The organism is Drancourtella sp. An57 (assembly GCF_002161525.1).
In the GTDB taxonomy this organism is placed as follows: domain Bacteria; phylum Bacillota; class Clostridia; order Lachnospirales; family Lachnospiraceae; genus Sellimonas; species Sellimonas catena.
This window is the reverse complement of sequence record NZ_NFHY01000011.1, coordinates 55,985-82,431: the sequence shown is the minus strand read 5'-3', so window position 1 is coordinate 82,431 and position 26,447 is coordinate 55,985. Positions and strand designations below refer to the sequence as shown.

The window sequence follows — 26,447 nt, the reverse complement described above, 5'->3', positions numbered from 1 at the left end:
GGAAATCATGAAGAAAATCCATTTTAAGAAACCGGATATCAAAGGGAAAATAGAGAGACTGCGTCACCTGAGCAGAGAGGATATCAAGAATCATTTGAAAAAAAGAAAAGAACGCCGGCAGCGGATTCTGGAAGAACGCAAAAACAGCGCTTTTTCCAGAAAGATGGCGCCGGTGTACAAGTGGATGAATATTTTTTCCCTTCCGCTTCACGCGGTTTGGGCAATGGTCATCAACCTGATCATCGAAAGTATTTCACGCCATTCTGTTTTTGCAGCATGGAATTATATGGTGGAAACGCCGCTTGTATTTCTTTACAATGCGTTTATGATTTTTGTGACCTTTTCGATTGTGTATCTGTTCCGGCGGAGGGTGTTTGTTCGGATTTTGATCAGTGTATTCTGGCTGATGCTTGGAGTTGTAAACGGAGCGATGCTTTTAAAGAGGGTCACGCCGTTTAATGCACAGGACCTGAAGGCACTGACCGAAGGACTGTCCCTGTTTACCAATTATTTTGCTGTCTATGAGCTGATCATTATGGCAGTCGGTGTTGTTGCGGTGATCATATGGGTGATCGCTATGTGGCGCCGGGGCGGACAGTATCAGGGGAAGATGCACAGGTGGCTCGCGCTGGCCGGTGTCGGGATCTGCTGCGGAGCATATGTGGTTTTGACAAATCTTGCGGTTGACCATCGTGTGGTATCGACTTATTTTGGAAATATTGCTTTTGCATATGAAGATTATGGACTTCCGTACTGCTTTTCTGCCAGTCTGTTCAACACGGGAATTGATAAACCGAACGGATACAGTGAAGAGACGATCGATGAGATTAACAAGGACGGAACTTTGACAAAGAGTGAAACAAGTCTGAAAGAAGGCGAGATGCCAAATATTATTTTTGTGCAGCTGGAATCCTTCTTTGATCCGACGGAGGTGGAATTCTACCAGCTCTCCAAGGACCCGATTCCGTTCCTGAGGTCATTGTTTAATGAGTATTCGACCGGATACTTCAAGGTACCGTCTGTCGGTGCGGGAACTGCAAATACAGAGTTTGAGGTATTGACCGGAATGAACATGCGGTATTTCGGACCGGGCGAGTATCCATTTAAGACAAAATTAAAGACGGAAGTCTGCGAAAGTGCGGCAACAGCGCTTTCTGCCCTCGGATACGGAACTCACGGAATACACAATAACGGAGGAAATTTCTACAGCCGTGCGCGGGTGTACAATAATACCGGATTTGATACGTTTACGAGCAAGGAATTTATGAATATCCTTCAGACTACACCGAATAACTGGTCAAAGGATGATATTCTTGTGGAACACATCATGGACGCACTGGATTCGGATGAACAGCAGGATTTTGTCTTTACTATCAGTGTGCAGGGACACGGGGATTATCCGACAGAGAAAGTGATTGAGAATCCGGAAATTACGGTATCCGGAATGGAAGACCAGGAGAAGCAGAATGCATGGGAATACTATGTAAACCAGATCTACGAGATGGATCAGTTCGCCCGGCACCTTGTGGAAGAGGTGGAAAAAAGAGATGAGCCGAGCGTCATCGTATTTTACGGGGACCATCTTCCGACCATGGGACTGGAAGCGAAGGATCTGAAGAGCAGGTATCTCTATAATACCAATTACGTGATCTGGGACAACATCGGACTTGAGAAAGAGGACAGAAACATACCGTCCTACCAGATTATGGCAGATGTGTTTGAACGTCTGGGAATCCATTCGGGAACGGTGTTCAACTATCATCAGCAGAGAAGGCAGACAGAAGATTATCTGAAAGATCTGGAACTTCTGCAGTATGACATTCTCTACGGAGAACAGTATGTGTACGATGGCGACCCGCCGATTACGGAAGGACATATGAGAATGGGTGTCAAGGATGTGACGTTGAATAATATTGTGCCGCAGCCTGGAGAGGAAAATTCCTACAGTCTGTACGGAGAAAATATGACGCGGAACAGCAAGATCTTTGTCAACGGGGAACAGCAGGACAGTAAGTTCCTCAATAATACCCATGTGGTGTTAAATGACTGTGCTTTGGAGGACGGAGATATTATCACTGTGATCCAGATGGGATCCAGCAGTACGGTATTTGCCACCTCTCAGAAATATGTCTACCAGAACGGAACGCTCACCTTGGCTCCGGAAGAGGAACAGGATGAGCCGGCAAAGAACTGGGTAGAAGCGTTTGAAGGCACAAGTGATGAGGAATAATATGATGAATTATGAAGAAGCGGTAAACTATATTGACAGGCTTCAGATGTTTGCAAAAAAACATTCCCTGGACCATACGAGAGTATTTTTATCGTATCTGGGTATGCCCCAGCGCGAGAAAAAGATCATCCATGTGGCAGGGACCAACGGGAAAGGAAGCGTGTGCAGATATCTGCAGGCGCTTCTGACCGGAGAGGGGAAGAAGACGGGACTGTTTACTTCCCCTCATCTTGTTACGATCCGGGAGCGGATCCGTATCGGCGAAGAAATGATATCCGAAGAACAATTTGTCCGGATATTTGAGGAAGTTCGAAAAGCCGCCGGAGAGATGGAAAAAGAAGGACTTGGCCACCCGACTTATTTTGAGTTTTTATTCGGAATGGCGATGAAATTCTTTGACGAAGAAGAGGCGGAATATATCATTCTGGAGACCGGTCTCGGAGGAAGACTGGATGCGACAAACAGCATTGAACATCCGGTCCTGACCGTGATCACGTCCATCGGAATGGATCATACGGAGATTCTGGGAGATACGATCGAAAAGATTGCTGCGGAAAAAGCGGGAATCATCAAACCGGGTGTGCCGCTGATCTGCGACGCGACAGATGAAAAGGCACTTGGTGTCCTGAAAAAAACGGCGGAAAATGCCGGCGCGGAATGTAGAGAAATCTCGGAAAATGCGTTCAAAATCATGAAAATTACGGGAAAGGATCTTGAATTTTCAACGTCAAATCGGTATGATGATACTGCAATGTGGAAACTGCCGACGACAGCATCGTATCAGCCGATGAATGCAGTGCTCGCGCTGGAGGCAATGAAGCGTCTGGTCAAAGAGCCGACGGCATCGTGGAGGAAGATTCTGGAGACGACGTCCTGGAAGGGAAGGATGGAGGAAGCGCTTCCGGGGATCGTACTGGACGGTGCACACAATATGCCGGCTGTCAGAGCGCTTGCGAAAAGTATCCGGATGCAGGAGAAATTTCGCAGTCCGGATGGAAAGCTGATCGTATTGTTTTCCGCGGTGAAGGAAAAGGACTATCATGAAATGATCCGTTTTGTCTGCCGTGAAATTCCGGCAGATTTGATTGTTGTAACAAAGATTCCGGATGAGCGGGGAGTAAATCCCGGAGAGCTTCAGAAGGATTTTGCTCAATGGACGGACAGCCGCGTGGTAGTCAAAGATACGGTAAAAGAGGCGTGCAGCTATGTCACTGCCTGCAAACGGGAACAGGATCAGGTATACTGTTTTGGTTCCCTGTACCTTGTAGGAGAAATGGAAACATTACTAAGGGAGGCAGCCAGATGTTAAATTTTGAAGAAGAACTGAAGAAATTTCAGCCAAGCCTGGAAGTAGACGAGATCGAAGAAGAGGCCTTGAGTGAGGATCTGACGGATCTGTCGGATCTTTTAAAAGATATCTTGGAAACAACGAGATAACAGAACGGGGAGATATAAATGGATATCAGAGGAGAACTGAGGTACCGGTCCCTGTACTGGTATAATGATGGATTGAGAAAAGCGAAAATACGGGACCTGACAGGAGCAGAAAACTCACTGAAAAAAAGTATTCAATTTGATAAATATAATAAGGATGCAAGGAATCTTCTGGGACTTGTCTATTATGGCAGAGGAGATGTGACGCGTGCGCTTGTTGTCTGGACAGTGAGCCTGAAGCTGGTTCCTGCTGACAATATCGCATCCGACTATATCGATGAATTCAAATCTTCCAGGGGGGATCTGGAAGCAGTCGATCAGACTGCGAAGAAGTACAACCAGTGCCTGCAGTACTGCAGACAGGGAGGGGAAGATCTGGCTGTCATCCAGCTGAAAAAGATCGTAACCGAACACCCTGATTTTCTGAAAGCATATCAGCTTCTGGCACTGTTGTATCTGCACACGGAGCAGTATGCTAAGGCAAGACAGGTGCTCAGAAAAGCACAGAAACTGGATACGACAGATCCGATCACGCTGAACTATATTTACGAGCTGAACCGGATGCACAGAAAACGTACGTCCGGACAGAAGGATGTGAAGGAACAGCAGACCGTAAGCTATAAACTCGGCAATGAAACAATCATCCAGCCGGTGGAAACAAAAGAACGGGAAAAAGGAATGGCGTTTACGATTGCCAATATTGTCATCGGCCTTGTGGTCGGAGCGGCAGTGATGTGGTTTCTGATTATGCCGGCGGTCAATGAGTCCCAGGCAAGACAGATGAATGAAAGCATTGTGGAGGCAAGCGACCAGATCGCTTCCCAGGAGTCTGAGATCAGCGCCCTGGAAAAGGAGCTGGAAAGCTACCGGACCCAGAGTGATGAGGCACAGACGGCAAAAGAGACCGCGGAGTCCACAAAGAGCAGCTACGAGTCTCTGATGGATATTCAGACCAAATACCGCAACGGCTCGGAGTCGAATGAAAACCTGGCGGATGAGCTTCTGGCCATCAATCAGGATTCTCTTGGAGATCTGGGAAAAGAACAGTTTACAGAACTGACAGAGAGCATTTACCCGTCAGCCTGCCGGAGACAGTACAACCGGGGAGTGGCCAACTCGGATGTGGAAAACTACGAGGCGGCAATCGAGAATCTGTCGAAAGTTGTCAGGATGGACGAGACTTATGACGATGGAAACGCCATGTATCTTCTTGCTCAGGCTTATGAGGAGACAGGCGACATGGAAAATGCAAAGAACTATTATCAGAAAGTAACGGAGCAGTTCTCCGGTACATCTCTGGCGGAGGAGGCGCAGTCGGCTCTTGAGAGCCTGAATGCAGCCGGTTCGGGAAATACAGGAGAATAACAGCCGGATAAAAGATCCGATACTACAAAAGAGGATGGTGCACAGTGTGCATCATCCTCTTTTTGTTCCGGCGGACATCCCGGGAAGGCGGTGTCGTGAAAAACCGGAAAGGAAACAACGGAAAGGGGAGAGACCGCATGAAATATCAGATAGAAGAAAACTGTCTGACAATCTTTCTGCCAAAGGAGCTGGACCATCATCAGACGGAAGAAATCCGCAGGGAGGCAGACCGGCAGATTGAAAGAAATCATGTGAAATATGTGATTTTTGATTTTGGGGAGACAAGCTTTATGGACAGCTCCGGAATCGGGGTGATGATGGGAAGATACAGAAAACTGAGCCTGACCGGAGGAGAAGTCTGGGCGGCGAATCTGAATGACCGGATGAAAAAGATCCTGAAAATGTCAGGAGCTGCAAAGATTATTCGAATTTACGAGGAGGAAAGACAATGAAACAGGATACGAATGAAATGGAGATTATATTTGACAGCTGCTCGGAAAACGAAGGGTTTGCCAGGGTGGCAGTGGCATCGTTCATGACACAGCTCAATCCGACACTGGAGGAAGTGGCGGATGTCAAGACCGCTGTCTCCGAGGCGGTCACCAATGCGGTGATTCATGGCTACAATCAGGAAATACATAAAATCTACATCCGATGTGTGACAGCAGGACATGCGCTGGAAATCGAAGTACGGGACGAAGGAAAAGGAATTGAAAATATTGAAGAAGCAATGCAGCCGATGTTTACGACACGGCCGGAACTGGACCGTTCCGGGATGGGATTTGCCTTTATGGAGGCCTTTATGGATGAGCTGACGGTGGAATCAAGTCCCGGATGCGGGACAACCGTCCGTATGAAGAAAATCATCGGCAAAGGACGTGACGGATGGATCATACCGCAGAGCTGATTGAAAAGGCACATCAGGGTGACGCGGATGCAAGAGCACTTCTTGTAGAAGAAAACGTCGGGCTTGTCTGGTGCATTGTTCGAAGATACAGTGGACGGGGAACCGAGGCAGAGGACCTGTTCCAGATCGGGAGTATCGGTCTGTTAAAGGCGATTGACAAGTTTGATCTGACATACGACGTTCGTTTTTCGACCTACGCGGTACCAATGATATCCGGGGAAATCAGACGGTTTCTCCGGGATGACGGAATGCTCAAAGTCAGCCGCTCTCTCAAGGAAATTTCCTGTAAAGCATGTCAGGCGAAAGAAGAATTTACGAAAAAGTACAACCGGGAACCGACAATCCGGGAACTGTCGGAGATTTCCGGAATCGGAAAGGAAGAACTGGTAGAGGCTATGGAAGCATCTGCCGAAGTGGAGTCTTTGCACCGGCCGGTCTACAAGAAAGACGGAAGCGAGGTGGAGCTTCTGGAAAAACTGGAAAAGGAGGAAAAAACAGAAGAAAAGATTATTGACCAGATGTTTCTATATTCCCTTCTGGAAAAGCTGGGAAAAGAGGAACGGCAGCTGATTTATCTCAGATATTTTGAAAACAAAACCCAGTCCGAGACCGGGAAAATGCTTGGCATGTCGCAGGTGCAGGTCTCGCGGCTGGAAAAGAAGATACTGAAACGGATGAAAGAATACGGCAGTCCGCCGGCGTAAAAAAGAATCAGGCATATCCGGTATAAAAAAAGCCAGAACAGACATACTACCTTTGAAAGAAAGGAAAGGTGAAGGAGAATGGAACAGGCAAAAAGAAGAATCCGGATATGCCTGATCTGCGTTGTCACATCAGCTGTTATCCTGGGAATTCTGTATTATGTAATGTCACAGCAACGGCCCGTATCGGAAGAAAACGGAACGCTTGTCAGTGTCAGCATGGAAGAAGGAGGAAACGATGGGAACATCCGGACATACACTCTATATCAAAGGGGAGAAAAATAAGGAACTGGCAAAAACAGAAGTGCTTCTTGGGGATGTGCTTTCGATGGAATGTACCGATCAGACTGTTGTCAGCCGGTTAAAGACAGTGAAACTTCTCCGAGGCTCTTTAAAGAAACGGTATGTCGTATCCATTCTGGAAGTCATCTCCAGAATCCATGAGATTTATCCGAATCTCACCGTGGAAAATATGGGCGAGACAGATCTGATTATTACCATCGAAGATCAGAAAAAGAACGGGAAAGTGATTCCGTTTCTGAAAAGTGTGTTTGTACTTCTTGTAACCTTTATCGGTGCCGGGTTTTCCATCATGTCGTTTAACAATGACGTGGATGTACCAAAACTGTTTAATCAGATTTATTTCCTTGTGACAGGAAACCGGTCGGACGGCTTTGGAATTCTGGAACTGACATACTGTATCGGGATGAGCGTGGGAATTCTGCTGTTTTTCAACCACTTTGGGAAAAGACGTTTTACTGTGGATCCGACGCCGATGGAAGTGGAAATGCGGACGTACGAGGAGGAAATCGAGATGACACTGATCGATGAATACTCACGGAAGAAGGAAGAAAAAGATGTGGGCTGAGCAGATCGTTCTTGGAATCATCGGATTTTCATCCGGCGCGGTCATTGCAGGGGGAATGTTTTCTTTTCTTATCGGGCTTGGGCTGATTTCAGTGTTTGCGGACAGGACCCATACCGGGAAACACATTTTGATGTATGAAAATGCTATTGCCCTCGGCGGAATTCTGTTCAATCTGTTCTTTATCTATCAGATAAAGATACCGGCAGGCAGCTTCCTTCTGGCGCTGTTCGGTCTGTTTTCCGGAATCTTTGTGGGCTGCTGGGCCATGGCGCTTGCAGATATTCTCAATGTATTTCCGATCTTTATCCGGAGGCTGAAAATCATTAAAACCATACCATATATTATCATCGGCCTGTCTCTTGGGAAAACAGCGGGAGCGCTTGTTTATTTTCTGGGAAGATGGGGCGTGTAAGGAGGGATCTGTTTGAAAGAACCGATTAACAGACAACAGGCGAAAAAGCAGAAAAGCTACGAAGAATATGTAAAGCAGAAGACACCGGTGCATAATGTCTGGAAAAACATGTTCCGCGCATTTATCACAGGAGGAACGATCTGTACGATTGGCCAGATCATTTCCAATTATGTGTCCGGCACCGGCATGGACAAGGAGATGACAAGCTGTTATACATCCATGATTCTTGTTCTGTTAAGTGTCGTTTTGACAGGACTGGGACTGTATCCAAAAATCGCGAAATGGGGCGGGGCGGGAGCGCTTGTCCCGATCACCGGATTTGCCAATTCTGTGGCGGCGCCTGCAATCGAATATAAAAAAGAAGGCCAGGTGTTCGGAATCGGATGTAAGATTTTTACTATTGCCGGACCGGTCATTTTGTACGGAATCGTCACGAGCTGGCTGTTTGGACTGATTTACTATTTCCTGCTGAAAGCGGGAATCAGCTGGTAGAGAAAGGTGGGATTGCAGATGAAAAGCGGAATGGCAAAAGGAGCGCAGAGTCTTGGCTTTACAGAGGCGCCCTTCTTGCTGAGCGCGGGAACGATTGTCGGGCAGAAAGAAAGCCAGGGGCCGCTTGGAAAACTGTTCGACGAGCATGGAGAAGACAAGGAAAATCTTTTCGGGAAAGAAACATGGGAGGAGGCAGAAAGCGAAATGCAGAAACGGGCCTGTCTGCGTGCCATACAAAAGGCGCAGATTCCGCAGGAGAAGATCCGCTTTCTGTTCGGCGGCGACCTGTTAAGGCAGGGAACGGCCACCTCCCTTGGAATTGAAAGCCTCCAGATTCCTTTATTCGGACTGTTTGGAGCATGTTCCACATCAGGGGAGGCCATTGCCCTTGGGGCGATGAGCGTGGCAGCCGGATATGCGGACTACGTTCTTGCGGTCACATCCAGCCACTTTGGAAGCGCGGAAAAGGAATTCCGGTTTCCGCTTGGATACGCTTCCCAGAGGCCCCTCTCGGCACAGTGGACGGTAACCGGAAGCGGAGCCTTTGTCATCGGAAAGGAAAAATCGAAGGTGCGGATATCCGGAGTGACAGTTGGGAAAATCGTAGACTACGGGCTGAAAGATTCCCAGAATATGGGAGGATGCATGGCTCCGGCGGCATGTGACACCATTCTGGCAAACAGAAAAGATTTTGGCAGGGAGATGGAAGAGTATGATCAGATCGTCACCGGAGATCTCGGATATATTGGAAGCACGATCCTGTTGGAACTTCTGAAGAAAAACGGAGTGGACATTGAGGAAAGACACATGGACTGCGGGATGAAAATTTTCGATCAGAAGACACAGGATACCCATGCCGGAGGCAGCGGCTGCGGGTGCGCGGCAGTGACACTGGGATCTTATGTTCTTCCGAAAATCATAAAAGGTGAGTGGAAGAAAGTACTCTTTGTCCCGACCGGTGCATTGATGTCAACGGTCAGCTTCAATGAAGGCGAGAGCATTCCGGGCATTGCCCATGGCATTGTGCTGGAACGTGCATGTTGACAAAGGAGGAGAAACGATGGAATATTTTAACGCGTTCTGGGCAGGAGGCCTGATCTGCGCGCTTGTACAGATCCTTCTGGACAGGACAAAACTGATGCCGGGAAGAGTCATGGTGCTTCTTGTAACATCCGGAACTGTGCTGGGATTTCTGGGCGTATATGATCCCCTGATCGAAATGGTCGGCTGCGGGGCAAGCGTTCCGCTTCTTGGATTTGGAAACACTCTGTTTCAGGGAGTCAAAGAGGCCGTCCTGAAAGACGGATTCATCGGGATCTTTGAAGGAGGATTTACCGCAAGCGCGGCAGGAATCTCGGCGGCACTGGTCTTCGGATATCTTGCATCCTGGATTTTTGAACCGAAAATGAAAAAATAACGGAGGGAAGCCCTCCGTTTTACATAATGCAGCCGCTCTTAATCTTCTTCGATGACCTGGATTTCCAGAAAGTCAAAGTCAATACTGTCAATAAAACTGTCCTGGTAAAACCGCGCTTTGGCATGACGCCGGAACTCATTGATATTGCTGTCAAGCCAGATCGGCTGGCTTAAATCAAACTGATAACAGATCTCTTCCAAAGCCCGGAATACTTTATGTGTTCTTGTGTCGGATGAGTCGTCACAGATCACCGTATCTGACAGCATGCGGTTGTTCTTCCATGTCTTTGCCCACAATCGAAACATCCTGAAAACTCCTTTCTCTGTTTGATCATCATACCATTCTATTAAAGAAATGTAAAGTCTGTCCAGGGTTCCTTTACGCACTTTGGAAATCGTGTTACAATACAGAAAACATGCAGGGAGGAGGAAGAAAATGAAAGAACTTCTGGTCGTGATTGATATGCAGAATGACTTTGTGACGGGAAGCCTTGGGACGAAAGAGGCCTGCGGGATTGTGGACAATGTCAAAAACAAGATTGAGGAATATGTAAAGAAAGGGCAGGAGATTGTCTTTACAAGAGATACACATACAGAGCAGTATCCGGAAACTCAGGAGGGACGTCTCCTGCCGGTGGAACACTGTATCAAAGGAAACAAAGGATGGGAGCTGATTCCGGAGATCCGTCCGTATTCGGAAGGCCGCAGTGTCTTTGACAAGACGACATTCGGAAGCGTTCCGCTTGCAGAGTATATCCGGGACGGTGGATTTGATGCCGTGGAGATGATCGGTCTTTGCACAGATATCTGTGTTGTGTCCAATGCCCTCCTGGCAAAAGCGTATGTGCCGGAGCTGCCGGTCCGGGTTGATCCGGCCTGCTGCGCAGGTGTTACACCCGAAAGCCATGAATCGGCATTATGCACAATGAAGATGTGCCAGATTTTAATATAGTAGAGAAAATAATATAGAAAATGTGAAATAAATGACAAACATATAAAAATATGTTATACTATAAAATGGCGCGTAAATGCGGTAAGCATAAAAATGCAGTCTTTTTCGTGAAAGGTGGAAAAGGATGAATGTAAAAAACTATGAAGATGTAGACAGCTGGAAAACCATGATGTTTCTATATAACGCGGCATTAAAAGAAGTAGGCACAAAGCTGGAAATTTTAAATGATGAGTTCCAGCATGTACATCGGTACAATCCGATTGAACATATCAAAAAGAGAATCAAGACACCGGAGAGCATCGTCAAGAAGCTGAAGAGACAGGGACATGAAAGTTCCATTGAAAATATGGTAAAGTATATCAATGACATTGCAGGAGTCAGACTGATCTGCTCGTTCACTTCGGACATCTATCGTCTGGCTGAGATGATCGGCAATCAGAGTGATCTGAAAGTGCTTTCCATCAAGGATTATATCAAGCATCCGAAGGAAAGCGGATACAAAAGTTATCATATGCTGATCTCGGTTCCGATTTTCCTGACGGACAGTGTGGTAGACACGAAGGTAGAGATCCAGATCCGGACGATTGCCATGGACTTCTGGGCCAGTCTGGAGCACAAAATTTACTATAAGTTTGAAGGAAATGCGCCGGAGTATATCAGCAGAGAGCTGAAAGAATGTGCAAAAATGGTATCAGAACTGGACGATAAAATGCTCTCGCTGAATGAAGCGATTCTGAAATGTCTCGAGCAGGCGGAAGAGGAAAGCAGGCAGCTTGAACTTTTAACGGATCGGGACGGGAATCCGATTTTGAATGAATAGAGGAACACTATGAAATCATTAGTAATTGCAGAAAAGCCATCTGTGGCAAGAGACATTGCCAGGGTACTGAAATGTAAGAAAAACGGACAGGGAACCATCGAGGGAGAACGGTATATTGTCACCTGGGGGCTTGGCCATCTTGTGACACTTGCTGATCCGGAAGAATATAAGCCGGAATGGAAAGAGTGGAAGATGGATGTGCTTCCGATGATGCCGAAGACATGGAAGCTTTCCGTGATCCGCCAGACAGCAAAGCAGTACAATGCGGTAAAGAGCCAGATACACAGAAAGGATGTCGGAGAGATCATTATTGCCACGGACGCAGGAAGGGAAGGAGAGCTGGTGGCAAGATGGATTCTTGAAAAGGCAGGAAATCAGAAACCGGTGAAGCGGCTCTGGATTTCCTCCGTGACGGACCGGGCCATCCGGGAAGGATTTGGACGTCTCCGTGACGGAAGAGACTATCAGAATCTCTATGATGCTGCCCGGTCCCGCGCAAAGGCGGACTGGCTTGTAGGAATCAATGCGACCCGGGCGCTGACATGCAAATATAACGCAAAGCTGACCTGCGGGCGGGTGCAGACACCGACCCTTGCGCTGATCGCAAACAGGGAGGATGAGATTCGTTCTTTCCGGCCGAAGCCGTATTATGGACTGAAAGTTTATGCGGACGGGATCTGCTTTACCTGGCAGGATGGAAAGTCCGGCAGTACGAGATCCTTTGATCCGGAGCGGATCCGTCGGATTTCCGAAGAGATCCGGGGAGAACGGCTGGTGCTGGACAGCGTGGAGAAAAAATCCAGAAAGACGTATGCACCGGGACTTTATGATCTGACGGAGCTTCAAAGAGAGGCGAACCGTCGTTTCGGATATTCTGCCAAAGAGACTCTCAATATTATGCAGAGATTATATGAACATCACAAAGTGCTGACCTATCCGCGGACAGACTCCAGATATCTGAGTTCAGACATCGTACCGACCTTAAAAGAACGGATCGAGGCATGCCAGACCGGGCCGTACCGGGCGCTGGCACGTGCTCTTCATGGAAAGCAGTTTACAGCGGACAAGCGGTTTGTGGATGACAGCAAAGTCAGTGACCATCACGCGATTATCCCGACAGAACAGTACGTGGATCTGACTCATATGACTTCGGAGGAGCGTAAGATCTATGATCTTGTCGTACGCAGATTTCTGGCGGTGCTCTATCCGCCGGCTGAATTTGAGCAGATCAGCGTCAAGGCATCGGTCAAAGGAGAACACTTTGCGGCAAAAGGCGAGACGATCCGGGAAGCCGGATGGAGAGCCGTATATGACAGTGATATCGAAGAAGAAGACGAAGATGACAGTCTGAAAAATCAGATTCTGCCGGAACTGAAGAAAGGGCAGAGCCTGCCTGTCAAAAAGCTGGAAGTGACGGAAGGAAAGACAAAACCTCCGGCACACTATACCGAGGCAACTCTTCTTACCTCCATGGAAAAAGGCGGGCTTGGAACCGTTGCCACAAGGGCGGATATCATTGAAAAGCTGTTCAATACTTTTTATATGGAGAAAAAAGGGAACGATCTTCTGATTACCTCCAAGGGCCGTCAGCTTCTGGAACTTGTTCCGTCAGATCTGAAAAAGCCGGAGCTGACAGCCAGATGGGAGAAGGAACTGCAGAAAATTTCGGACGGCAGGCAAAAAGAGAAGACGTTCATGAAAGAGATTGAGCAGTATACCAACAATGTGATGCAGGACATCCGTACAAGCGAAGCGACCTTCCGGCATGACAATCTGACAAACCGGAAATGTCCGCGGTGCGGAAAACGGATGCTGGCAGTCAATGGAAAGAACAGTAAACTGCTCGTCTGCCAGGACAGGGAGTGCGGATATCGTGAGACGGTTTCGCGGACAACCAATGCCAGATGTCCGGTCTGCCATAAACGGATGGAGCTTGTCGGAAAAGGAGAGGACCAGACTTTTGTCTGTGCCTGCGGCCATAAAGAAAAGATGGCGGCCTTTGAGGCAAGAAGAAAGCGGGAAGGAAAAGATGTCAGCAGACAGGATGTCAGACGTTACATGAAACAGCAGCAAAAAGAAGCAGAGCAGCCGCTGAACAACGCGTTTGCGGAAGCTCTGGCAAAGATGAAGATAGAATAAACCGAACAGGAACGGACGTTTCAGTAAGTACCGAACTCGTCCAGATAGAGGTCGATCTTTTTGAGCTTGCGCTCGATGGATCGGCCTTTGCATTTCCTGCTGATGGTATTTAAAAGCACCTCTGTCAGAAACTGGGCGGCACTTAGAGAATTAAAGAAAGAAGTGCTGTTGACCGGAATGGTAAACAGAATGTCGGCATATTCACTTAACAGGGCGCTTGGCTTGTCGGTAAAGAGAATCACTTTTGCGCCTGCGGATTTAGCAAGTTTCAGGGCCAGTTCGTCTATGGAGGAGTAGCGCGGGAAACTGAAAACGATCACGCAGTCGTCGGACGAAATGTCCGCCATCAGGTCAAAAGGACTGACCGATGCGGAGGCGGTATGGATGACGTGATCGGTCATGTGGTGAAGATACAGATTCAGATAGACACCAAGACAGGCATTCCCGCGGGAAGCAACAATGTATTTCCGGCCGGAAGCAAGAATCAGATCCGCAGCTGCATCCAGCGTCTCCGGACGGTTGGAGGCAAGGGCCTGCTCCAGATTGCCTAATGTATTCTGATATTCATTTGCAAGAATATCGGACGGAAGATCAAGCCGGGAAAGGGCGGCGGCACGGTCGGAAGGGACAGGGAGCCGGTCCGAGATCCGGAAGAGATCACCGTGGTATTCTTTCCGCAGCGCGTTTTGAAAATCGGTGTAGCCGGAAAAGCCAAGAGCCCGGCAGAACCGGATCACAGAAGGCTCACTGATGCCAAGTTTTTCCGCCAGCTTGGTGGAACTCATAAAACAGACCTCTACTGCATGGTCTAATACGAATGATGCGAGGGCCGACTGCACCCGCGTTAATTTTTGGTTTTGAATGAAATTCTGGATTGCTTTCATAGAGATCCTCTTTTCTGTTTGATATAGCTTGATTTAATCACAAATATCTGCAAAAGGCAAGCATGAGGGAGAAATATGCAATAATTTAAAAATTAACAATTATTGCAAATGCAATTCCGATGTTGTATCATGAATTTAGAGAAATGTAGAAAACGATACAAAGAGAATCGAAAAATTAGGCGATTCTACAAAATGAAATGAAGGAGGGCAAACGATGAAAATCGGATGTGTGAAGGAAATCAAGAACAGAGAGTACCGTGTAGGACTTATTCCGGACAATGCAAAAAGCTATGTAAACGCAGGACATGAAGTATGGATTGAAAAAGGAGCAGGACTTGGATCCGGTTTTACGGATGCGGAATATGAAAAAGCCGGAGCAAAGCTTGTAGATACAGCAAAAGAAGTATGGGACGGCGTGGATATGATGGTTAAGGTCAAAGAGCCTCTTCCGGAAGAGTACGGCTATTTCAGAAAAGATCTCGTTTTATTCACCTATCTCCATCTGGCGGCAGACAAACCACTGACTGATGCGATGCTTGCATCCGGCATGAAAGGATTTGCCTATGAGACACTGATCGAACGGGACGGAAGTATTCCGCTTCTGGCGCCGATGAGCCAGATTGCCGGAAGACTCAGCATCCAGGAGGGAGCAAAGTACCTGGAAAAGACATTCGGAGGATCCGGAGTTCTTTTATCCGGTGTTCCTGGAACACCAAAGGCCAATATCGTCATTATCGGAGGCGGATCCGTGGGAACCAACGCCTGCAAGATTGCGGTCGGAATGGGCGCCAATGTGACGATTCTTGATATCAGCCTTCCAAGACTTGCGTACCTGGATGATATTTTCGGCGCAAGGATCCAGACACTGGTAAGCACGGACACCAATATTGAAAATGCAGTCAAGGAAGCGGATCTCGTGATCGGAAGCGTACTGATCCCGGGGAAAGCGGCGCCGAAGCTGATGAAGAAAGCTTATTTAAAAGAGATGAAGCCGGGCAGCGTGATTGTGGACGTTGCGGTAGACCAGGGCGGATGCTGCGAAACGACGAAGGTTACATACCATGACGATCCGATCTATGAAGTGGACGGAATCATCCATTACTGTGTCGGAAATATGCCGGGAGCGGTACCGAGAACATCTACCATCGCTCTGACCAATGCAACACTGCGCTATGGACTTGCCATTGCGGAGCACGGACTGGAAGAAGCGTGCAGGAAGAATCCTGTCATGATCTCCGGCGTCAATACCTATGATGGAAAACTGACTTGTAAAAATGTGGCAGAAAGCTTCCAGATGGAATATACTGATCTGCAAAGTCTTCTGTAAAAGGAAATATTAAAAAAGAATGAATGCCGGCTTTCGGACCTTCAGAATATCTTCAGTTTCTAAAGAATATCTTTCGTTGAAGAAATATGAGGACAGTGCTAAAATTACCTCATACCAGAACGAAGGAGGGATATTTATGAAAAGAACTCTGGGAACGAAGGCCGGTTTTGGGATTGGAGCATTACTGGATAGACTGCACAAACATTTTGAGCAGGATCCGAACGGACGCGATCCGGATGAGATAGATATGATTATTGTGACAGGGGACGGCGTTATCGTGAACGATTCCTACTATAATAAAGAGCAGATTAAAGAACTGGTTCAGGAAGCCCTGGATACAAAAGGACGAAAAAGAAGAGTCCGAATTGAAAGGACAGGAGTGCTCTCATGCTGGATTCCTGAAGTCGGGAAAGCGGTACAGAGAAGCGATGGATCCATTGAGATCGGCGGCATAGAGATTCAGAAAAGATCCTGGCTTCATCACGAAATAGAAAAGCTGTTTGCGGAGGAATGTCCGGCGTAAGATAGAAAGAAAAAGAGCTCTGAAAAATGTTAATAATTTTTCGGAGCTCGTTTTTTGTGTCCTTTTATAACCGTTTTTCGAAGTTTCCTTCCACCGAACAGCCTTCGGTAAAGATCATAAAGGCGTTCGGGTCAATGCCCTGGACAATCCGGCGGATCTGGTTCACTTCGTATTTGGAAATCATGACGAAGAGAATATAGGATGTTTCGTTCGTGTAGGCACCGGCCCCCTCCCAGTTGGTGACGCCGCGGCCCGTCTCTTCCATGATCGCCTTGGAAATCCCAAGCTTTTTCGTGAAGATCATGACGCTCATATTGATGTTCTGGATATGGATCCGGTCACATGCTACGGAAGAAATGACTCCGTAGATCAGGGAATAGATCACGGTTTCCAGATTGAACATCAGAAGACAGATCCCGTACACAAAGACATTGATAATAGTTGCCATCTTGCCGACACTGAAATTGCGAAACTTCTTTGTAAAATAAAGGCCAAGGATGTCCTGGCCGCCGCCGGAACTGCCGCCGCGCAGTACCAGCCCGGTTCCAAATCCGGCCACCAGACCTCCGATGACACAGGAAGTCAGACGGTCATCGATGAGAGAGCGTTCCGGAACCGGGATAAAAGTAAGGGCTGCGGTTTCTACAATGACGGTGACAACGGTACGGAAAAAGAATCCGCGTCCCATTTTGCTCCACGCCAGATACAGAAGAGGCAGGTTTACGATAAAATAAATGATACCTGCGATATCGGTCTGGCCGAAAGAAAGATGCAGAGCCGAAGTTAAAAAGGTACGAATCAACTGAGCAATTCCCATGAAACCGCCGTTGTACAAGTCAAGCGGTGTAATAAACAGATTGACACCGGCTGCGAAAAGCACCCCGCCGCATACGGAGTAAAGCAGGCCTGTGATCTGTTTTTTCTGATCTGATTTTACTGACATTTCTTTTCCCCTTCCTACTGATATAAAATCCACATTCCTTCTATAATAAAGAAATGGTTCAGTACATTTTGCACTCATTCTATCATTCTGTAATCGGAGTGGCAAGTATTGTTTGAAATATAACAATAAAATTCATGTAAAATTCTCGGATGGAAGAAAAGTGATTTTACAATTTCTTCATATAAAAAACTAATTTTCCGTTTCTGGAATGAAAAATCAAGAAAGGGAGAAGATATTTTACATAGATTTAACCGTTTATTTTTAACAGATTTAACATTCGTGCTTTATGATAGGCACTGTCGACAAGGAAACAAGAAAAAATGTAAAATATGAAATCAGGGAGAGAAAAAATATGAAATTCAGAAAAGTTACAGCAATTATTGGAGCAGCAGTTATGATGATGTCTCTTGCAGCATGCGGAAGCAGCAATGACGGAGGAAGCAGCGACGGCGGAGACGGCGGATCTTCTTCAGGCGGAAGCATCAACGTTATTTCCCGTGAGGACGGTTCCGGAACAAGAGGAGCTTTCGTAGAACTCTTCGGTGTAGAAGAAGAAGTAGACGGAGAAAAAGTTGATAATACAACAACAGATGCAACCGTTACAAACAATACATCTGTTATGCTTTCCACAGTAGCACAGGATCCAAACGCAATCGGATATGTTTCACTCGGATCTCTGAGCGATGATGTAAAAGCAGTGAAGATCGATGGAGCAGAAGCAACAGCAGAGAACATCGAAAGCGGTACTTACAAAGTGTCCCGTCCGTTCAACATCGTAACAAAAGATGGACTCAGCGATGTAGCACAGGATTTCATCAACTTCATCATGAGCACACAGGGACAGGAAGTAGTTGCTGATGAAGGATATATTCCGGTAGATACAACAACAGAGTATGCAGCTTCCGGATTAAGCGGAACAGTTACAGTATCCGGATCTTCTTCCGTATCTCCGGTAATGGAAAAACTTTCTGAAGCATATCAGGAACTGAATGCAGATGTTAAAGTTGAACTTCAGACAAGTGACTCTACAACAGGTGTATCCAATGCGGTAGAAGGAATCAGCGATATCGGTATGGCATCCCGTGAACTGAAAGATTCTGAAACATCTCAGGGTGTAACAGCAACAGTTATCGCAACAGATGGTATCGCAGTCATCGTAAGCAACGACAACAGCGTAGATGAGCTTACAACAGATCAGGTAAAACAGATTTTCACAGGTGAAATCACTTCTTGGGATGAGGTAACAGAGTAATTATGAAAGATTGGAAGGAAAAAGGCATGCAGGGAGTATTCTTCCTTGCTGCCTGTGCTTCCGTTTTAGCGGTAGCACTGATTTGTATTTTCTTGTTCGCAAATGGTATCCCGGCCATGTCAGAGATCGGAATCTTTGACTTCCTGCTTGGGGAAGAGTGGAGACCGAGCAATAATATTTACGGCATTCTTCCGATGATCATGGGAAGTATTTATGTAACAGCGGGAGCCATCGTGATTGGTGTGCCGATTGGTATTTTTACATCCGTATTTATGGCACATTACTGTCCGAAAAAGATTTATCCGTTTTTAAAATCAGCGACAGAGCTTCTGGCAGGAATTCCGTCTGTTGTATACGGTTTCTTCGGTCTGGTTGTGATCGTACCGATGATCAGAAATTATACTGCAGCACAGGGAATAGGCGGAAACGGACAGACGATGCTGACAGCATCCATTATTCTTGGAATTATGATTCTGCCGACCATCATCGGGGTTACAGAATCCGCGATGAGAAGTGTGCCGGATCAGTATTATGAGGGATCTCTCGCGCTTGGAGCAACAAAGGAGAGAACGATCTTCCGTATCGTAATCCCGGCTGCCAAATCCGGTGTGATCGCCGGTATTGTCCTCGGTATCGGACGTGCGATCGGTGAGACGATGGCGGTTATCATGGTAGCAGGAAACCAGCCGAGAATGCCGCAGGGTATTCTGGAAGGTGTGCGTACGATGACAACAAACATCGTAATGGAGATGGGATATGCAGCAGATCTTCACAGAGAAGCGCTGATTGCGACAGCAGTTGTGCTGTTTGTATTCATTCTTATTATCAATGCGTGTGTATCATTATTGAACAGGAGGAGCGAACATGACTAAAGGCAGAAAAATAGAAAGTATCATTTTAAGGGTACTGATTTATGCGGCAGCCGCAATTACATTTGCGGTACTTCTGTTCCTCCTTGCGTATATTCTGATCAACGGAGTTCCGAATATCAAACCTTCTTTATTTTCACTGGAATATAATACGGAAAATGCATCTTTGATGCCGGCCCTGATCAATACTGTCATCATGACGTTGCTGTCACTGGTGATCGCGATTCCGTTTGGAATCTTTTCCGCGATTTTCCTGGTGGAATATGCGAAAAAAGGAAACAGGTTTGTCGGAATCATCCGTCTGACAACCGAGACATTACAGGGAATTCCATCCATCGTATATGGACTTTTCGGTATGCTGTTTTTCGTTACGGCTCTCGGATGGGGATATTCCATCCTGGCAGGTGCATTTACCATGTCTATCATGATCCTGCCTTTGATTATGAGAACGACAGAAGAAGCATTAAAAGCAGTACCTGATACATACAGGGAAGGAAGCTTTGGACTTGGTGCAGGAAAGCTCCGGACAATTTTCAGGATTGTACTTCCGGCAGCGGTTCCTGGAATCATGGCAGGAGTGATCCTGGCAATCGGAAGAATTATGGGAGAAACTGCGGCGCTCATGTACACGGCAGGAACGGTACCGGATATTGCGGCAACACCGATGTCTTCCGGACGTACGCTGGCTGTTCACATGTACAACCTGTCAAGTGAAGGTCTTTACATGGATCAGGCATACGCGACGGCAGTTATCTTATTGGTAGTGGTAGTAGCAATGAATGCATTATCTGCATTTGCGGCCAGAAAACTTACAAAGGGGACACGGTAATGGGCAAAATAGATATTAAAGATATGGATTTGTTTTACGGCTCTTTCCAGGCACTGAAAAATGTCAACCTGGAGATCGAGCCGAATAAGATTACAGCGTTCATCGGACCTAGCGGATGTGGAAAATCTACACTCCTGAAGTCACTGAACAGAATGAACGATCTGGTGGAAGGATGCCGGATTGATGGTAAAATCCTTCTGGACGGAGATGATATTTATGCAAAATCAATGGATGTAAACACACTTCGGAAACGTGTTGGAATGGTATTCCAGAAACCGAACCCGTTCCCGATGAGCATCTATGACAATGTGGCTTACGGACCGCGTACACACGGAATCCGTTCCAAAGCAAAACTCGATGAGATTGTAGAGCGTTCTTTAAGAAACGCGGCAATCTGGGATGAAGTAAAAGACAGACTGAAAAAGAGCGCCCTTGGCATGTCCGGAGGACAGCAGCAGAGGCTTTGCATCGCAAGAGCGCTGGCAGTAGAACCGGAAGTGCTTCTGATGGATGAACCGACCTCCGCGCTGGACCCGATTTCTACTTCCAAGATTGAAGACCTTGCAGCAGATCTGAAAAAAGATTATACTATTGTTATGGTAACACATAATATGCAGCAGGCAGTACGAATTTCCGATAATACAGCATTTTTCCTGCTTGGAGAAATGATTGAGTACAATAATACGGAAAAATTATTCTCTATACCATCAGATAAGAGAACAGAAGATTATATCACAGGGAGGTTCGGCTAAATATGAGAAACAAATTCGATATGCAGCTTGACTCATTAAAAGAGCAGCTCACAACAATGGGCGAGCTCTGCGAGGTCGCAATCACAAAAGCGACAGAAGCGATTCTGGAAGGAAAAGAAGAGCAGGCAAGAGAAGTCATTCAGGCTGACGAGGAGATCGACCAGGCGGAAAAAGACATTGAGAGACTTTGTCTGAGACTGCTCCTTCAGCAGCAGCCGGTGGCGAAGGATCTACGCCAGATTTCAGCGGCTCTGAAGATGATTACGGATATGGAACGTATCGGAGATCAGGCTTCCGATATCGCAGAGATTCTGCTTTCCACAGATCTGAAAGTGGAAAAAAACAATAAAGACATTGGCGTGATGGCACAGGCAGCGGCTAAAATGGTCAGAGAAAGTGTTCGTGCATACGTAGAACAGAATATGATGCTGGCCAAAAAGGTTATGACCGCGGATGATGAAGTAGACAGACTTTTTGACAAGATCAGACAGGAAATCATCGATTATATTGCCAAAGAAGGCGGCGATGGAGGCGAAGCAGCAGTAGATCTTATCATGGTTGCAAAATATCTGGAAAGAATCGGAGACCATGCAACCAATATTGCAGAATGGGTAGAGTTTTCCATCACCGGAAATCACCGCATTGCCACAGAAGTTCATGAAAACAGAAATTCAGGAGAAACGAAATGATTTTTTGTGTAGAAGACGACAGGAATATTAGAGAACTGGTAGTATACACATTATCAAGTACAGGCATGGAAGCGGAAGGATTTGAAGACGGCGAAGTGTTTTTTAAAGCTTTGGCAGAACGGCTGCCAGAGCTTATTTTACTTGATATTATGCTGCCGGGAGAGGATGGCATGGCCATTCTCAAAAAGCTGAAAAACAATAAAAAGACGAAAGACATTCCGGTCATCATGGTGACGGCGAAAGGAACAGAGTACGACAAGGTTTCAGGGCTTGACGCCGGTGCGGATGATTATGTGACAAAACCGTTTGGAATGATGGAACTTGTTTCCAGAATCAAGGCGGTCCTGCGGCGCACGAAGAAAAAAGAAGAGATCGAAGTACTCAAGGCAGGCCCGATTGTACTGAATGAAAAGAAGCATGAGGTCCTTGTAGACGGAGCACATGTCAGCCTGACGCTGAAAGAATACGAGATGCTCAAGAGACTGATGCACAATAAAGGAATTGTCCTTACACGGGACCGGCTTCTTGAGGAAATCTGGGGATATGATTTCGACGGCGAGACACGTACAGTTGACGTACATATCCGGACGCTGCGCCAGAAGCTTGGAAAAGCGGGAGAGGAAATCGAGACTGTACGCGGTGTCGGTTACCGGATCACGGAGGACCAGGAGGAAGTATGAGAAACAAGATCCAGAGAAATATGGTGTTTGTCATTGTTCTTACGCTCCTGACATCATATGCATTTATTATCGGGATTGTCTACAACCAGACATACCGGATCATGCAGCAGGACGCAAGGCAGGAGGCTTCCTACATCAAGGAAGCCATCAATCTGCTGGGAAGTGATTATCTGCAGGAAATGGATGATGTCAATAGCGACACGAGGGTAACACAGATCGACCAGAACGGGAAAGTACTGTATGATTCCCACGGAATTGACAGCAAGGACGAGAATCATGCCCGGCGAAAAGAAGTCATGGAAGCACTTGAGAATGGAACAGGACAGGACAAACGGGTCTCAGAGACGGTAGGGCAGGAGCTGTTTTATTATGCCACGCTTCTCGATGACGGGACGGTTCTTCGTGTCGCGAAGTCCATGGACGGCGTAAGCAGTACGGCAGTAAGGATTCTTCCTTACATGTTCGGCATCGGTCTGATCCTTGTGATTGTTGCGTGGAGACTTTCCAAGTGGGTGGCAAACCGGCTCGTTCAGCCGATTAATGAGCTGGATCTGGAACATCCGATCGATAACGATGTATACGAAGAGCTGACGCCGCTTCTGCTCAGCATGGAAAACCAGAAGAAAGAAAAAGAGAAAAATGAGCAGATGCGTAAAGAGTTTTCGGCCAATGTTTCCCATGAGCTGAAAACTCCGCTGACATCCATATCTGGTTATGCGGAGATTATGAAAAGCGGGCTTGTAAAGCAGGAGGATGTGCCGGGATTTGCCGAACGCATTTATAAAGAGGCAAGCCGTCTGATTGTGCTTGTGGAGGATATCATCAAGCTTTCCAAACTGGATGAAGGCGGTGTGGGACTGGGAAAAGAAAAAGTGGATCTCTACAGTATCTGCGAGGACGTTCTGATCCGTCTGGAAAATATGGCCAACCGTCATCATGTTTCGATGGAACTGAGCGGGGAGAAAGTGGAATATGAAGGAGTTTACCGGGTTCTGGATGAGATGGTCTGGAATCTGTGTGAAAATGCAGTCAAATATAATAAGCCGGGCGGACATGTACATGTCTGGGTCGGCAATACATTAAGCGGCCCGAAGATTATTGTGAAAGATACCGGAATCGGAATTCCGAAAGAAGAACAGGAACGGATCTTCGAACGCTTCTACCGTGTGGATAAGAGCCACTCCAAGGAGACGGGAGGTACAGGACTTGGCCTGTCCATCGTCAAGCATGGAGCGGTCATCCATAACATTCAAATCCGGACTGACAGTGAGGTTGGAAAAGGAACCGCGATTACTCTTTCCTTTTCAAAAGGCAATTCAGCGTCAGCGACTGAAGAGCAGTAAAGCCGATCCCGGTCAGAACGGATGTAATTCCATAAGAGAGAAGTCCGAAAAGCAGTACGCACGTATTGATGAGATACATGGTAAGTGCGATATTGATTTTCGGATTTTTTTTGTTCAGAATCAATGCAATGACATCAAAGCCTACAGCAGTGGATTCGGAACTGATGCAGAAATAATATCCGGTGCCGACAAGGAATCCGGCCAGAACCATGCCGATGACCGGATGAACTAGGATTGCATATCCCAGACCGTGCAGGACGGAAAACAGGATGAGATAACAGAAACAGCTGAATACGGTTCCTGTGAAAAATTTCTTTCCAAGAAAGATATAGCATAAGATCAAAAGCAGGATCGTAAAGAAATCTACAAGGTAAGTCAGATCAATGGAAAGCAGATTGCCAAGAATCATGGAAAAACTTGTAACGCCCCCGTTTACGATCTCGTTTGGTACGGTAATAAAGGCATATGCTCCGGTAATCAGAAAATTGCCCAGAATGATTTTCAGACAGCGTGCTATGCTTTGACGTGTAACTGACAGTTTCATAACTTTTTCTTCCATTCTTCAAAAATAGTACGGTAGCGGGAAGCAAACATACTTCCCTTTTGCCATATGAGAGTAAAATCATGCGTGATAGAGAAATTTTCCGGCGTGACGTCAAACAGTATGCCGTTTTTCAGCTCTTCTTCAGCAGCGGAACGGTACAAAAATGTAATGCCAAGACCGGCTGAGACAACCGCTTTCAATGCCGGAATATTCCCGATTTCGGAAACACCGGAAAAATCGTGAATGGAAAGATTACGGGCTTCCAGATGTTTTTCAAGGATCTCCCTTGTACCGGATCCGGGCTCCCGGACAATCAGCTTCTGATCAAGAAGCTCCGAAAGAGAGCGGGGACGGCAGTCTTCAAAAAGCGGTGTTCCTGCAACGGCAATATACGGTTCCGAGGAAAACGTCAGATAGTCATACTGGGTCTTGTCAAAATAGCCTTCTACGATCGCAAAATCAATCTCTCCGTCCGAGATGCGGTCGAGGAGTTCGTGAGTGTTTGCCGTGATCATGGTCAGGACAGTATCCGGATGCCGTGTCTGGTATTCGATCAGAAAACGCGGCATGACATATTCACCGATTGTAAGAGTCGCGCCAAAGATCAGGGCCGGCTTTTTTTTCTGCATGGAAAGGAGCTGCTCTTTCAGATAGACCTGGTCATGGCTCAATGTCGTAAAGGCGTGGAGCAGGTATTCCCCGGCTTCGGTCAGAACCGGCTTTTTTCCCTGAAATGTAAAAAGACGGGTCTGATAGTATTCCTCAATATAGCGGATATGCTGCGAGACAGCAGGCTGCGTGATATGAAGCGCCTCGGCGGCTTTTGTAAAATTCATATATTTACAGACTTCCAAAAATGTATAAATACGAAAATCCAGCATAAGAATGCCTCCTTTTCCTAATCATAACATATGTTTATGCATAAATAAATATATATAATTTTTCATGATTCATTTCCTTTGATATGATACTTCCAGAAATAAAAGAGAGGAGATAACCATGAAAACAATTCAGGAAACTTATAAAGGTATTTTGTTCTGTCTGCTGATCTCCATTCCGGCGTTCCTGCTTGGAAAACAGTTTGAGGTAGTCGGCGGGCCGGTGTTTGCGATTTTGATCGGGATGTGTCTTGCCCTGGTCGTGAAAAAAAGCGAGCCCCTTCAGCCGGGGATCAAATTTACATCCAAAAAGATTTTACAGTACGCGGTGATTCTGCTTGGATTCGGCATGAATCTGACGGATATTCTGGAGAAAGGACGCCAGTCTCTTCCAATTATCATTGCGACGATCTCCACCTCACTTGTGATTGCCTTTGTACTTCACAAGGTCATGCGGATTCCATCCAAAATCTCGACGCTGGTCGGGGTGGGGTCCAGTATCTGCGGTGGTTCGGCCATTGCGGCGACGGCACCGGTCATTGATGCGGACGATGAGGAGATTGCCCAGTCGATCTCTGTTATTTTTCTCTTCAATGTGATCGCGGCGCTGATCTTTCCGAAACTCGGAGCCGTTCTGGGACTGAGCAATGAGGGGTTCGGTCTTTTTGCCGGAACGGCGGTCAATGACACCTCTTCCGTGACGGCGGCGGCAGCGGCATGGGATGGAATTCACGGCAGCAATACGCTGGATGCGGCGACGATTGTCAAATTGACAAGGACTCTTGCGATCATTCCAATCACACTGGTTCTCTCCATCTGGCAGATGCGAAAGGCAAAGAAAAACGGAGAGCAGGCAGGCGGAACCTTTGATCTGAAAAAGATCTTTCCGTTTTTTATCCTGTTTTTCGTGCTCGCTTCTATCATTACAACAGTATTTTCCCTTCCGGTGACAGTGACTGCACCGATTAAAGAGCTGAGTAAGTTCTTTATTATTATGGCAATGGCGGCCATCGGGTTTAATACGAATCTGGTGAAGCTGGTCAAGACAGGCGGGAAACCGATTTTCATGGGACTTTGCTGCTGGATCGGAATAGCGGGAGTGAGCCTTCTGATACAGCATTTTCTGGGAATCTGGTAAATGCGTAAAAGAAAACTTCGGAGCATATACTATAAGAACAATAGATGCTCCGGAGTTTTT

Annotated in this window: 31 protein-coding genes; 26 read left to right on the top strand and 5 right to left on the bottom strand. The window is 46.8% G+C overall.

The features are described from left to right. Window positions 1-7 precede the first annotated feature (7 nt). From B5G11_RS10580 to B5G11_RS10525, 13 genes are all read left to right on the top strand, one after another. Window positions 8-2,230, top strand: a complete 2,223-nt coding sequence (locus tag B5G11_RS10580; RefSeq protein WP_087253437.1) for an LTA synthase family protein — start codon at window positions 8-10, stop codon at window positions 2,228-2,230. 1 nt (window position 2,231) lies between these two features. Continuing rightward, complete coding sequence (locus tag B5G11_RS10575; protein ID WP_330680297.1) at window positions 2,232-3,539, top strand: folylpolyglutamate synthase/dihydrofolate synthase family protein; 1,308 nt, start codon at window positions 2,232-2,234, stop codon at window positions 3,537-3,539. Continuing rightward, entirely contained in the window at window positions 3,533-3,667 is a 135-nt protein-coding gene (locus B5G11_RS16895) for a hypothetical protein (protein ID WP_255396431.1), read from the top strand. The genes B5G11_RS10575 and B5G11_RS16895 overlap by 7 nt, the downstream gene beginning before the upstream one ends. A gap of 18 nt (window positions 3,668-3,685) precedes the next feature. Then, window positions 3,686-5,029: a tetratricopeptide repeat protein gene (locus B5G11_RS10570; RefSeq protein ID WP_087167714.1), complete on the top strand. Its 1,344-nt coding sequence runs from the start codon at window positions 3,686-3,688 to the stop codon at window positions 5,027-5,029. Window positions 5,030-5,166: 137 nt separating this feature from the next. Beyond that, window positions 5,167-5,481, top strand: a complete 315-nt coding sequence (locus B5G11_RS10565; protein WP_087167746.1) for an anti-sigma factor antagonist — start codon at window positions 5,167-5,169, stop codon at window positions 5,479-5,481. Continuing rightward, a complete protein-coding gene (spoIIAB, locus tag B5G11_RS10560) occupies window positions 5,478-5,936 on the top strand; it encodes an anti-sigma F factor (protein ID WP_087167713.1) in 459 nt (152 codons plus the stop codon). Before B5G11_RS10565 ends, spoIIAB begins: the two co-directional genes overlap by 4 nt. Continuing rightward, complete coding sequence (locus B5G11_RS10555; protein ID WP_087167712.1) at window positions 5,915-6,640, top strand: SigF/SigG family RNA polymerase sporulation sigma factor; 726 nt, start codon at window positions 5,915-5,917, stop codon at window positions 6,638-6,640. Before spoIIAB ends, B5G11_RS10555 begins: the two co-directional genes overlap by 22 nt. A gap of 78 nt (window positions 6,641-6,718) precedes the next feature. Continuing rightward, entirely contained in the window at window positions 6,719-6,922 is a 204-nt protein-coding gene (locus B5G11_RS10550) for a hypothetical protein (protein WP_087167711.1), read from the top strand. After that, the gene (locus tag B5G11_RS10545) at window positions 6,876-7,505 is read left to right on the top strand and encodes a stage V sporulation protein AA (RefSeq protein WP_087167710.1); all 630 of its coding nucleotides are present in this window, start codon (window positions 6,876-6,878) and stop codon (window positions 7,503-7,505) included. The genes B5G11_RS10550 and B5G11_RS10545 overlap by 47 nt, the downstream gene beginning before the upstream one ends. After that, window positions 7,495-7,917, top strand: coding sequence for a stage V sporulation protein AB (locus B5G11_RS10540; RefSeq protein WP_087167709.1), 423 nt, complete (start codon window positions 7,495-7,497; stop codon window positions 7,915-7,917). The genes B5G11_RS10545 and B5G11_RS10540 overlap by 11 nt, the downstream gene beginning before the upstream one ends. Window positions 7,918-7,929: 12 nt before the next feature. Further along, window positions 7,930-8,409: a stage V sporulation protein AC gene (spoVAC, locus tag B5G11_RS10535; RefSeq protein WP_207753146.1), complete on the top strand. Its 480-nt coding sequence runs from the start codon at window positions 7,930-7,932 to the stop codon at window positions 8,407-8,409. A gap of 18 nt (window positions 8,410-8,427) precedes the next feature. Beyond that, on the top strand, window positions 8,428-9,453 hold the full coding sequence (locus B5G11_RS10530; RefSeq protein ID WP_343215501.1) for a stage V sporulation protein AD: 1,026 nt from the start codon (window positions 8,428-8,430) through the stop codon (window positions 9,451-9,453). A 16-nt stretch (window positions 9,454-9,469) separates the two neighbouring features. Further along, entirely contained in the window at window positions 9,470-9,826 is a 357-nt protein-coding gene (locus B5G11_RS10525) for a SpoVA/SpoVAEb family sporulation membrane protein (RefSeq protein ID WP_087253435.1), read from the top strand. A 38-nt stretch (window positions 9,827-9,864) separates the two neighbouring features. Here the strand turns inward: B5G11_RS10525 and B5G11_RS10520 are convergent, their stop codons facing one another. Beyond that, a complete protein-coding gene (locus B5G11_RS10520; RefSeq protein WP_087167707.1) occupies window positions 9,865-10,131 on the bottom strand; it encodes a hypothetical protein in 267 nt (88 codons plus the stop codon). A gap of 130 nt (window positions 10,132-10,261) precedes the next feature. On the opposite strand from B5G11_RS10520, the gene B5G11_RS10515 reads away from it, so the two are divergent. From B5G11_RS10515 to B5G11_RS10505, 3 genes are all read left to right on the top strand, one after another. Further along, window positions 10,262-10,777 (top strand): isochorismatase family cysteine hydrolase, encoded by a 516-nt coding sequence (locus tag B5G11_RS10515; RefSeq protein WP_087167706.1) that lies wholly within the window; start codon window positions 10,262-10,264, stop codon window positions 10,775-10,777. Window positions 10,778-10,901: 124 nt separating this feature from the next. Continuing rightward, window positions 10,902-11,597, top strand: coding sequence for a GTP pyrophosphokinase family protein (locus B5G11_RS10510; RefSeq protein WP_087167705.1), 696 nt, complete (start codon window positions 10,902-10,904; stop codon window positions 11,595-11,597). Between the two features lie 9 nt (window positions 11,598-11,606). Then, a complete protein-coding gene (locus tag B5G11_RS10505) occupies window positions 11,607-13,736 on the top strand; it encodes a DNA topoisomerase III (RefSeq protein WP_087167704.1) in 2,130 nt (709 codons plus the stop codon). A 20-nt stretch (window positions 13,737-13,756) separates the two neighbouring features. On the opposite strand, the gene B5G11_RS10500 is transcribed toward B5G11_RS10505, so the two are convergent. Continuing rightward, window positions 13,757-14,620: a MurR/RpiR family transcriptional regulator gene (locus B5G11_RS10500; protein ID WP_087167703.1), complete on the bottom strand. Its 864-nt coding sequence runs from the start codon at window positions 14,618-14,620 to the stop codon at window positions 13,757-13,759. A gap of 214 nt (window positions 14,621-14,834) precedes the next feature. Here B5G11_RS10500 and ald point away from each other — a divergent pair, with 214 nt between their 5' ends. Beyond that, the gene (ald, locus tag B5G11_RS10495) at window positions 14,835-15,947 is read left to right on the top strand and encodes an alanine dehydrogenase (RefSeq protein ID WP_087167702.1); all 1,113 of its coding nucleotides are present in this window, start codon (window positions 14,835-14,837) and stop codon (window positions 15,945-15,947) included. Between the two features lie 136 nt (window positions 15,948-16,083). Beyond that, window positions 16,084-16,470, top strand: coding sequence for a hypothetical protein (locus tag B5G11_RS10490; RefSeq protein ID WP_087253433.1), 387 nt, complete (start codon window positions 16,084-16,086; stop codon window positions 16,468-16,470). Window positions 16,471-16,534: 64 nt separating this feature from the next. On the opposite strand, the gene B5G11_RS10485 is transcribed toward B5G11_RS10490, so the two are convergent. Beyond that, window positions 16,535-17,413 carry a YitT family protein gene (locus B5G11_RS10485; RefSeq protein WP_087253431.1) on the bottom strand — a complete coding sequence of 293 codons (879 nt, stop codon included), beginning with the start codon at window positions 17,411-17,413 and terminating at the stop codon, window positions 16,535-16,537. A gap of 352 nt (window positions 17,414-17,765) precedes the next feature. Here B5G11_RS10485 and B5G11_RS10480 point away from each other — a divergent pair, with 352 nt between their 5' ends. Genes B5G11_RS10480 through B5G11_RS10450 form a run of 7 tightly spaced genes read left to right on the top strand, consistent with a single transcriptional unit; the run spans window position 17,766 to window position 23,827 of the window. Next, window positions 17,766-18,665 (top strand): substrate-binding domain-containing protein, encoded by a 900-nt coding sequence (locus tag B5G11_RS10480; protein WP_087167743.1) that lies wholly within the window; start codon window positions 17,766-17,768, stop codon window positions 18,663-18,665. Window positions 18,666-18,667: 2 nt separating this feature from the next. Further along, a complete protein-coding gene (gene pstC, locus B5G11_RS10475) occupies window positions 18,668-19,537 on the top strand; it encodes a phosphate ABC transporter permease subunit PstC (protein ID WP_087253429.1) in 870 nt (289 codons plus the stop codon). Further along, on the top strand, window positions 19,530-20,363 hold the full coding sequence (pstA, locus tag B5G11_RS10470) for a phosphate ABC transporter permease PstA (RefSeq protein WP_087253427.1): 834 nt from the start codon (window positions 19,530-19,532) through the stop codon (window positions 20,361-20,363). The genes pstC and pstA overlap by 8 nt, the downstream gene beginning before the upstream one ends. Then, window positions 20,363-21,115, top strand: coding sequence for a phosphate ABC transporter ATP-binding protein PstB (gene pstB / locus B5G11_RS10465; protein ID WP_087253424.1), 753 nt, complete (start codon window positions 20,363-20,365; stop codon window positions 21,113-21,115). Before pstA ends, pstB begins: the two co-directional genes overlap by 1 nt. Window positions 21,116-21,117: 2 nt before the next feature. Further along, the gene (gene phoU / locus B5G11_RS10460) at window positions 21,118-21,804 is read left to right on the top strand and encodes a phosphate signaling complex protein PhoU (protein ID WP_087167696.1); all 687 of its coding nucleotides are present in this window, start codon (window positions 21,118-21,120) and stop codon (window positions 21,802-21,804) included. Next, window positions 21,801-22,484 (top strand): response regulator transcription factor, encoded by a 684-nt coding sequence (locus B5G11_RS10455; RefSeq protein WP_087253422.1) that lies wholly within the window; start codon window positions 21,801-21,803, stop codon window positions 22,482-22,484. Before phoU ends, B5G11_RS10455 begins: the two co-directional genes overlap by 4 nt. Then, complete coding sequence (locus B5G11_RS10450; RefSeq protein WP_087253419.1) at window positions 22,481-23,827, top strand: ATP-binding protein; 1,347 nt, start codon at window positions 22,481-22,483, stop codon at window positions 23,825-23,827. The genes B5G11_RS10455 and B5G11_RS10450 overlap by 4 nt, the downstream gene beginning before the upstream one ends. Here B5G11_RS10450 and B5G11_RS10445 read toward each other — a convergent pair. Together B5G11_RS10445 and B5G11_RS10440 are read right to left on the bottom strand one after the other, a co-directional pair. Continuing rightward, the gene (locus B5G11_RS10445) at window positions 23,775-24,371 is read right to left on the bottom strand and encodes a YitT family protein (protein WP_242959033.1); all 597 of its coding nucleotides are present in this window, start codon (window positions 24,369-24,371) and stop codon (window positions 23,775-23,777) included. The genes B5G11_RS10450 and B5G11_RS10445 overlap by 53 nt on opposite strands. Next, window positions 24,368-25,252 carry a LysR family transcriptional regulator gene (locus B5G11_RS10440; RefSeq protein WP_087253416.1) on the bottom strand — a complete coding sequence of 295 codons (885 nt, stop codon included), beginning with the start codon at window positions 25,250-25,252 and terminating at the stop codon, window positions 24,368-24,370. The genes B5G11_RS10445 and B5G11_RS10440 overlap by 4 nt, the downstream gene beginning before the upstream one ends. A gap of 118 nt (window positions 25,253-25,370) precedes the next feature. Here B5G11_RS10440 and B5G11_RS10435 point away from each other — a divergent pair, with 118 nt between their 5' ends. Next, window positions 25,371-26,387 (top strand): YeiH family protein, encoded by a 1,017-nt coding sequence (locus B5G11_RS10435; RefSeq protein WP_087253414.1) that lies wholly within the window; start codon window positions 25,371-25,373, stop codon window positions 26,385-26,387. Window positions 26,388-26,447: the final 60 nt, after the last annotated feature.

What these genes read in the sequence shown, in the direction of transcription:
- B5G11_RS10580 (WP_087253437.1), top strand. Translation starts at nt 8, where the DNA reads ATGAAGAAAATCCATTTTAAGAAACCGGATATCAAAGGGAAAATAGAG.
- B5G11_RS10575 (WP_330680297.1), top strand. Translation starts at nt 2,232, where the DNA reads ATGATGAATTATGAAGAAGCGGTAAACTATATTGACAGGCTTCAGATG.
- B5G11_RS16895 (WP_255396431.1), top strand. Translation starts at nt 3,533, where the DNA reads ATGTTAAATTTTGAAGAAGAACTGAAGAAATTTCAGCCAAGCCTGGAA.
- B5G11_RS10570 (WP_087167714.1), top strand. Translation starts at nt 3,686, where the DNA reads ATGGATATCAGAGGAGAACTGAGGTACCGGTCCCTGTACTGGTATAAT.
- B5G11_RS10565 (WP_087167746.1), top strand. Translation starts at nt 5,167, where the DNA reads ATGAAATATCAGATAGAAGAAAACTGTCTGACAATCTTTCTGCCAAAG.
- spoIIAB (WP_087167713.1), top strand. Translation starts at nt 5,478, where the DNA reads ATGAAACAGGATACGAATGAAATGGAGATTATATTTGACAGCTGCTCG.
- B5G11_RS10555 (WP_087167712.1), top strand. Translation starts at nt 5,915, where the DNA reads ATGGATCATACCGCAGAGCTGATTGAAAAGGCACATCAGGGTGACGCG.
- B5G11_RS10550 (WP_087167711.1), top strand. Translation starts at nt 6,719, where the DNA reads ATGGAACAGGCAAAAAGAAGAATCCGGATATGCCTGATCTGCGTTGTC.
- B5G11_RS10545 (WP_087167710.1), top strand. Translation starts at nt 6,876, where the DNA reads ATGGGAACATCCGGACATACACTCTATATCAAAGGGGAGAAAAATAAG.
- B5G11_RS10540 (WP_087167709.1), top strand. Translation starts at nt 7,495, where the DNA reads ATGTGGGCTGAGCAGATCGTTCTTGGAATCATCGGATTTTCATCCGGC.
- B5G11_RS10530 (WP_343215501.1), top strand. Translation starts at nt 8,428, where the DNA reads ATGAAAAGCGGAATGGCAAAAGGAGCGCAGAGTCTTGGCTTTACAGAG.
- B5G11_RS10525 (WP_087253435.1), top strand. Translation starts at nt 9,470, where the DNA reads ATGGAATATTTTAACGCGTTCTGGGCAGGAGGCCTGATCTGCGCGCTT.
- B5G11_RS10520 (WP_087167707.1), bottom strand. Translation starts at nt 10,131, where the DNA reads ATGTTTCGATTGTGGGCAAAGACATGGAAGAACAACCGCATGCTGTCA.
- B5G11_RS10515 (WP_087167706.1), top strand. Translation starts at nt 10,262, where the DNA reads ATGAAAGAACTTCTGGTCGTGATTGATATGCAGAATGACTTTGTGACG.
- B5G11_RS10510 (WP_087167705.1), top strand. Translation starts at nt 10,902, where the DNA reads ATGAATGTAAAAAACTATGAAGATGTAGACAGCTGGAAAACCATGATG.
- B5G11_RS10505 (WP_087167704.1), top strand. Translation starts at nt 11,607, where the DNA reads ATGAAATCATTAGTAATTGCAGAAAAGCCATCTGTGGCAAGAGACATT.
- B5G11_RS10500 (WP_087167703.1), bottom strand. Translation starts at nt 14,620, where the DNA reads ATGAAAGCAATCCAGAATTTCATTCAAAACCAAAAATTAACGCGGGTG.
- ald (WP_087167702.1), top strand. Translation starts at nt 14,835, where the DNA reads ATGAAAATCGGATGTGTGAAGGAAATCAAGAACAGAGAGTACCGTGTA.
- B5G11_RS10490 (WP_087253433.1), top strand. Translation starts at nt 16,084, where the DNA reads ATGAAAAGAACTCTGGGAACGAAGGCCGGTTTTGGGATTGGAGCATTA.
- B5G11_RS10485 (WP_087253431.1), bottom strand. Translation starts at nt 17,413, where the DNA reads ATGTCAGTAAAATCAGATCAGAAAAAACAGATCACAGGCCTGCTTTAC.
- B5G11_RS10480 (WP_087167743.1), top strand. Translation starts at nt 17,766, where the DNA reads ATGAAATTCAGAAAAGTTACAGCAATTATTGGAGCAGCAGTTATGATG.
- pstC (WP_087253429.1), top strand. Translation starts at nt 18,668, where the DNA reads ATGAAAGATTGGAAGGAAAAAGGCATGCAGGGAGTATTCTTCCTTGCT.
- pstA (WP_087253427.1), top strand. Translation starts at nt 19,530, where the DNA reads ATGACTAAAGGCAGAAAAATAGAAAGTATCATTTTAAGGGTACTGATT.
- pstB (WP_087253424.1), top strand. Translation starts at nt 20,363, where the DNA reads ATGGGCAAAATAGATATTAAAGATATGGATTTGTTTTACGGCTCTTTC.
- phoU (WP_087167696.1), top strand. Translation starts at nt 21,118, where the DNA reads ATGAGAAACAAATTCGATATGCAGCTTGACTCATTAAAAGAGCAGCTC.
- B5G11_RS10455 (WP_087253422.1), top strand. Translation starts at nt 21,801, where the DNA reads ATGATTTTTTGTGTAGAAGACGACAGGAATATTAGAGAACTGGTAGTA.
- B5G11_RS10450 (WP_087253419.1), top strand. Translation starts at nt 22,481, where the DNA reads ATGAGAAACAAGATCCAGAGAAATATGGTGTTTGTCATTGTTCTTACG.
- B5G11_RS10445 (WP_242959033.1), bottom strand. Translation starts at nt 24,371, where the DNA reads ATGAAACTGTCAGTTACACGTCAAAGCATAGCACGCTGTCTGAAAATC.
- B5G11_RS10440 (WP_087253416.1), bottom strand. Translation starts at nt 25,252, where the DNA reads ATGCTGGATTTTCGTATTTATACATTTTTGGAAGTCTGTAAATATATG.
- B5G11_RS10435 (WP_087253414.1), top strand. Translation starts at nt 25,371, where the DNA reads ATGAAAACAATTCAGGAAACTTATAAAGGTATTTTGTTCTGTCTGCTG.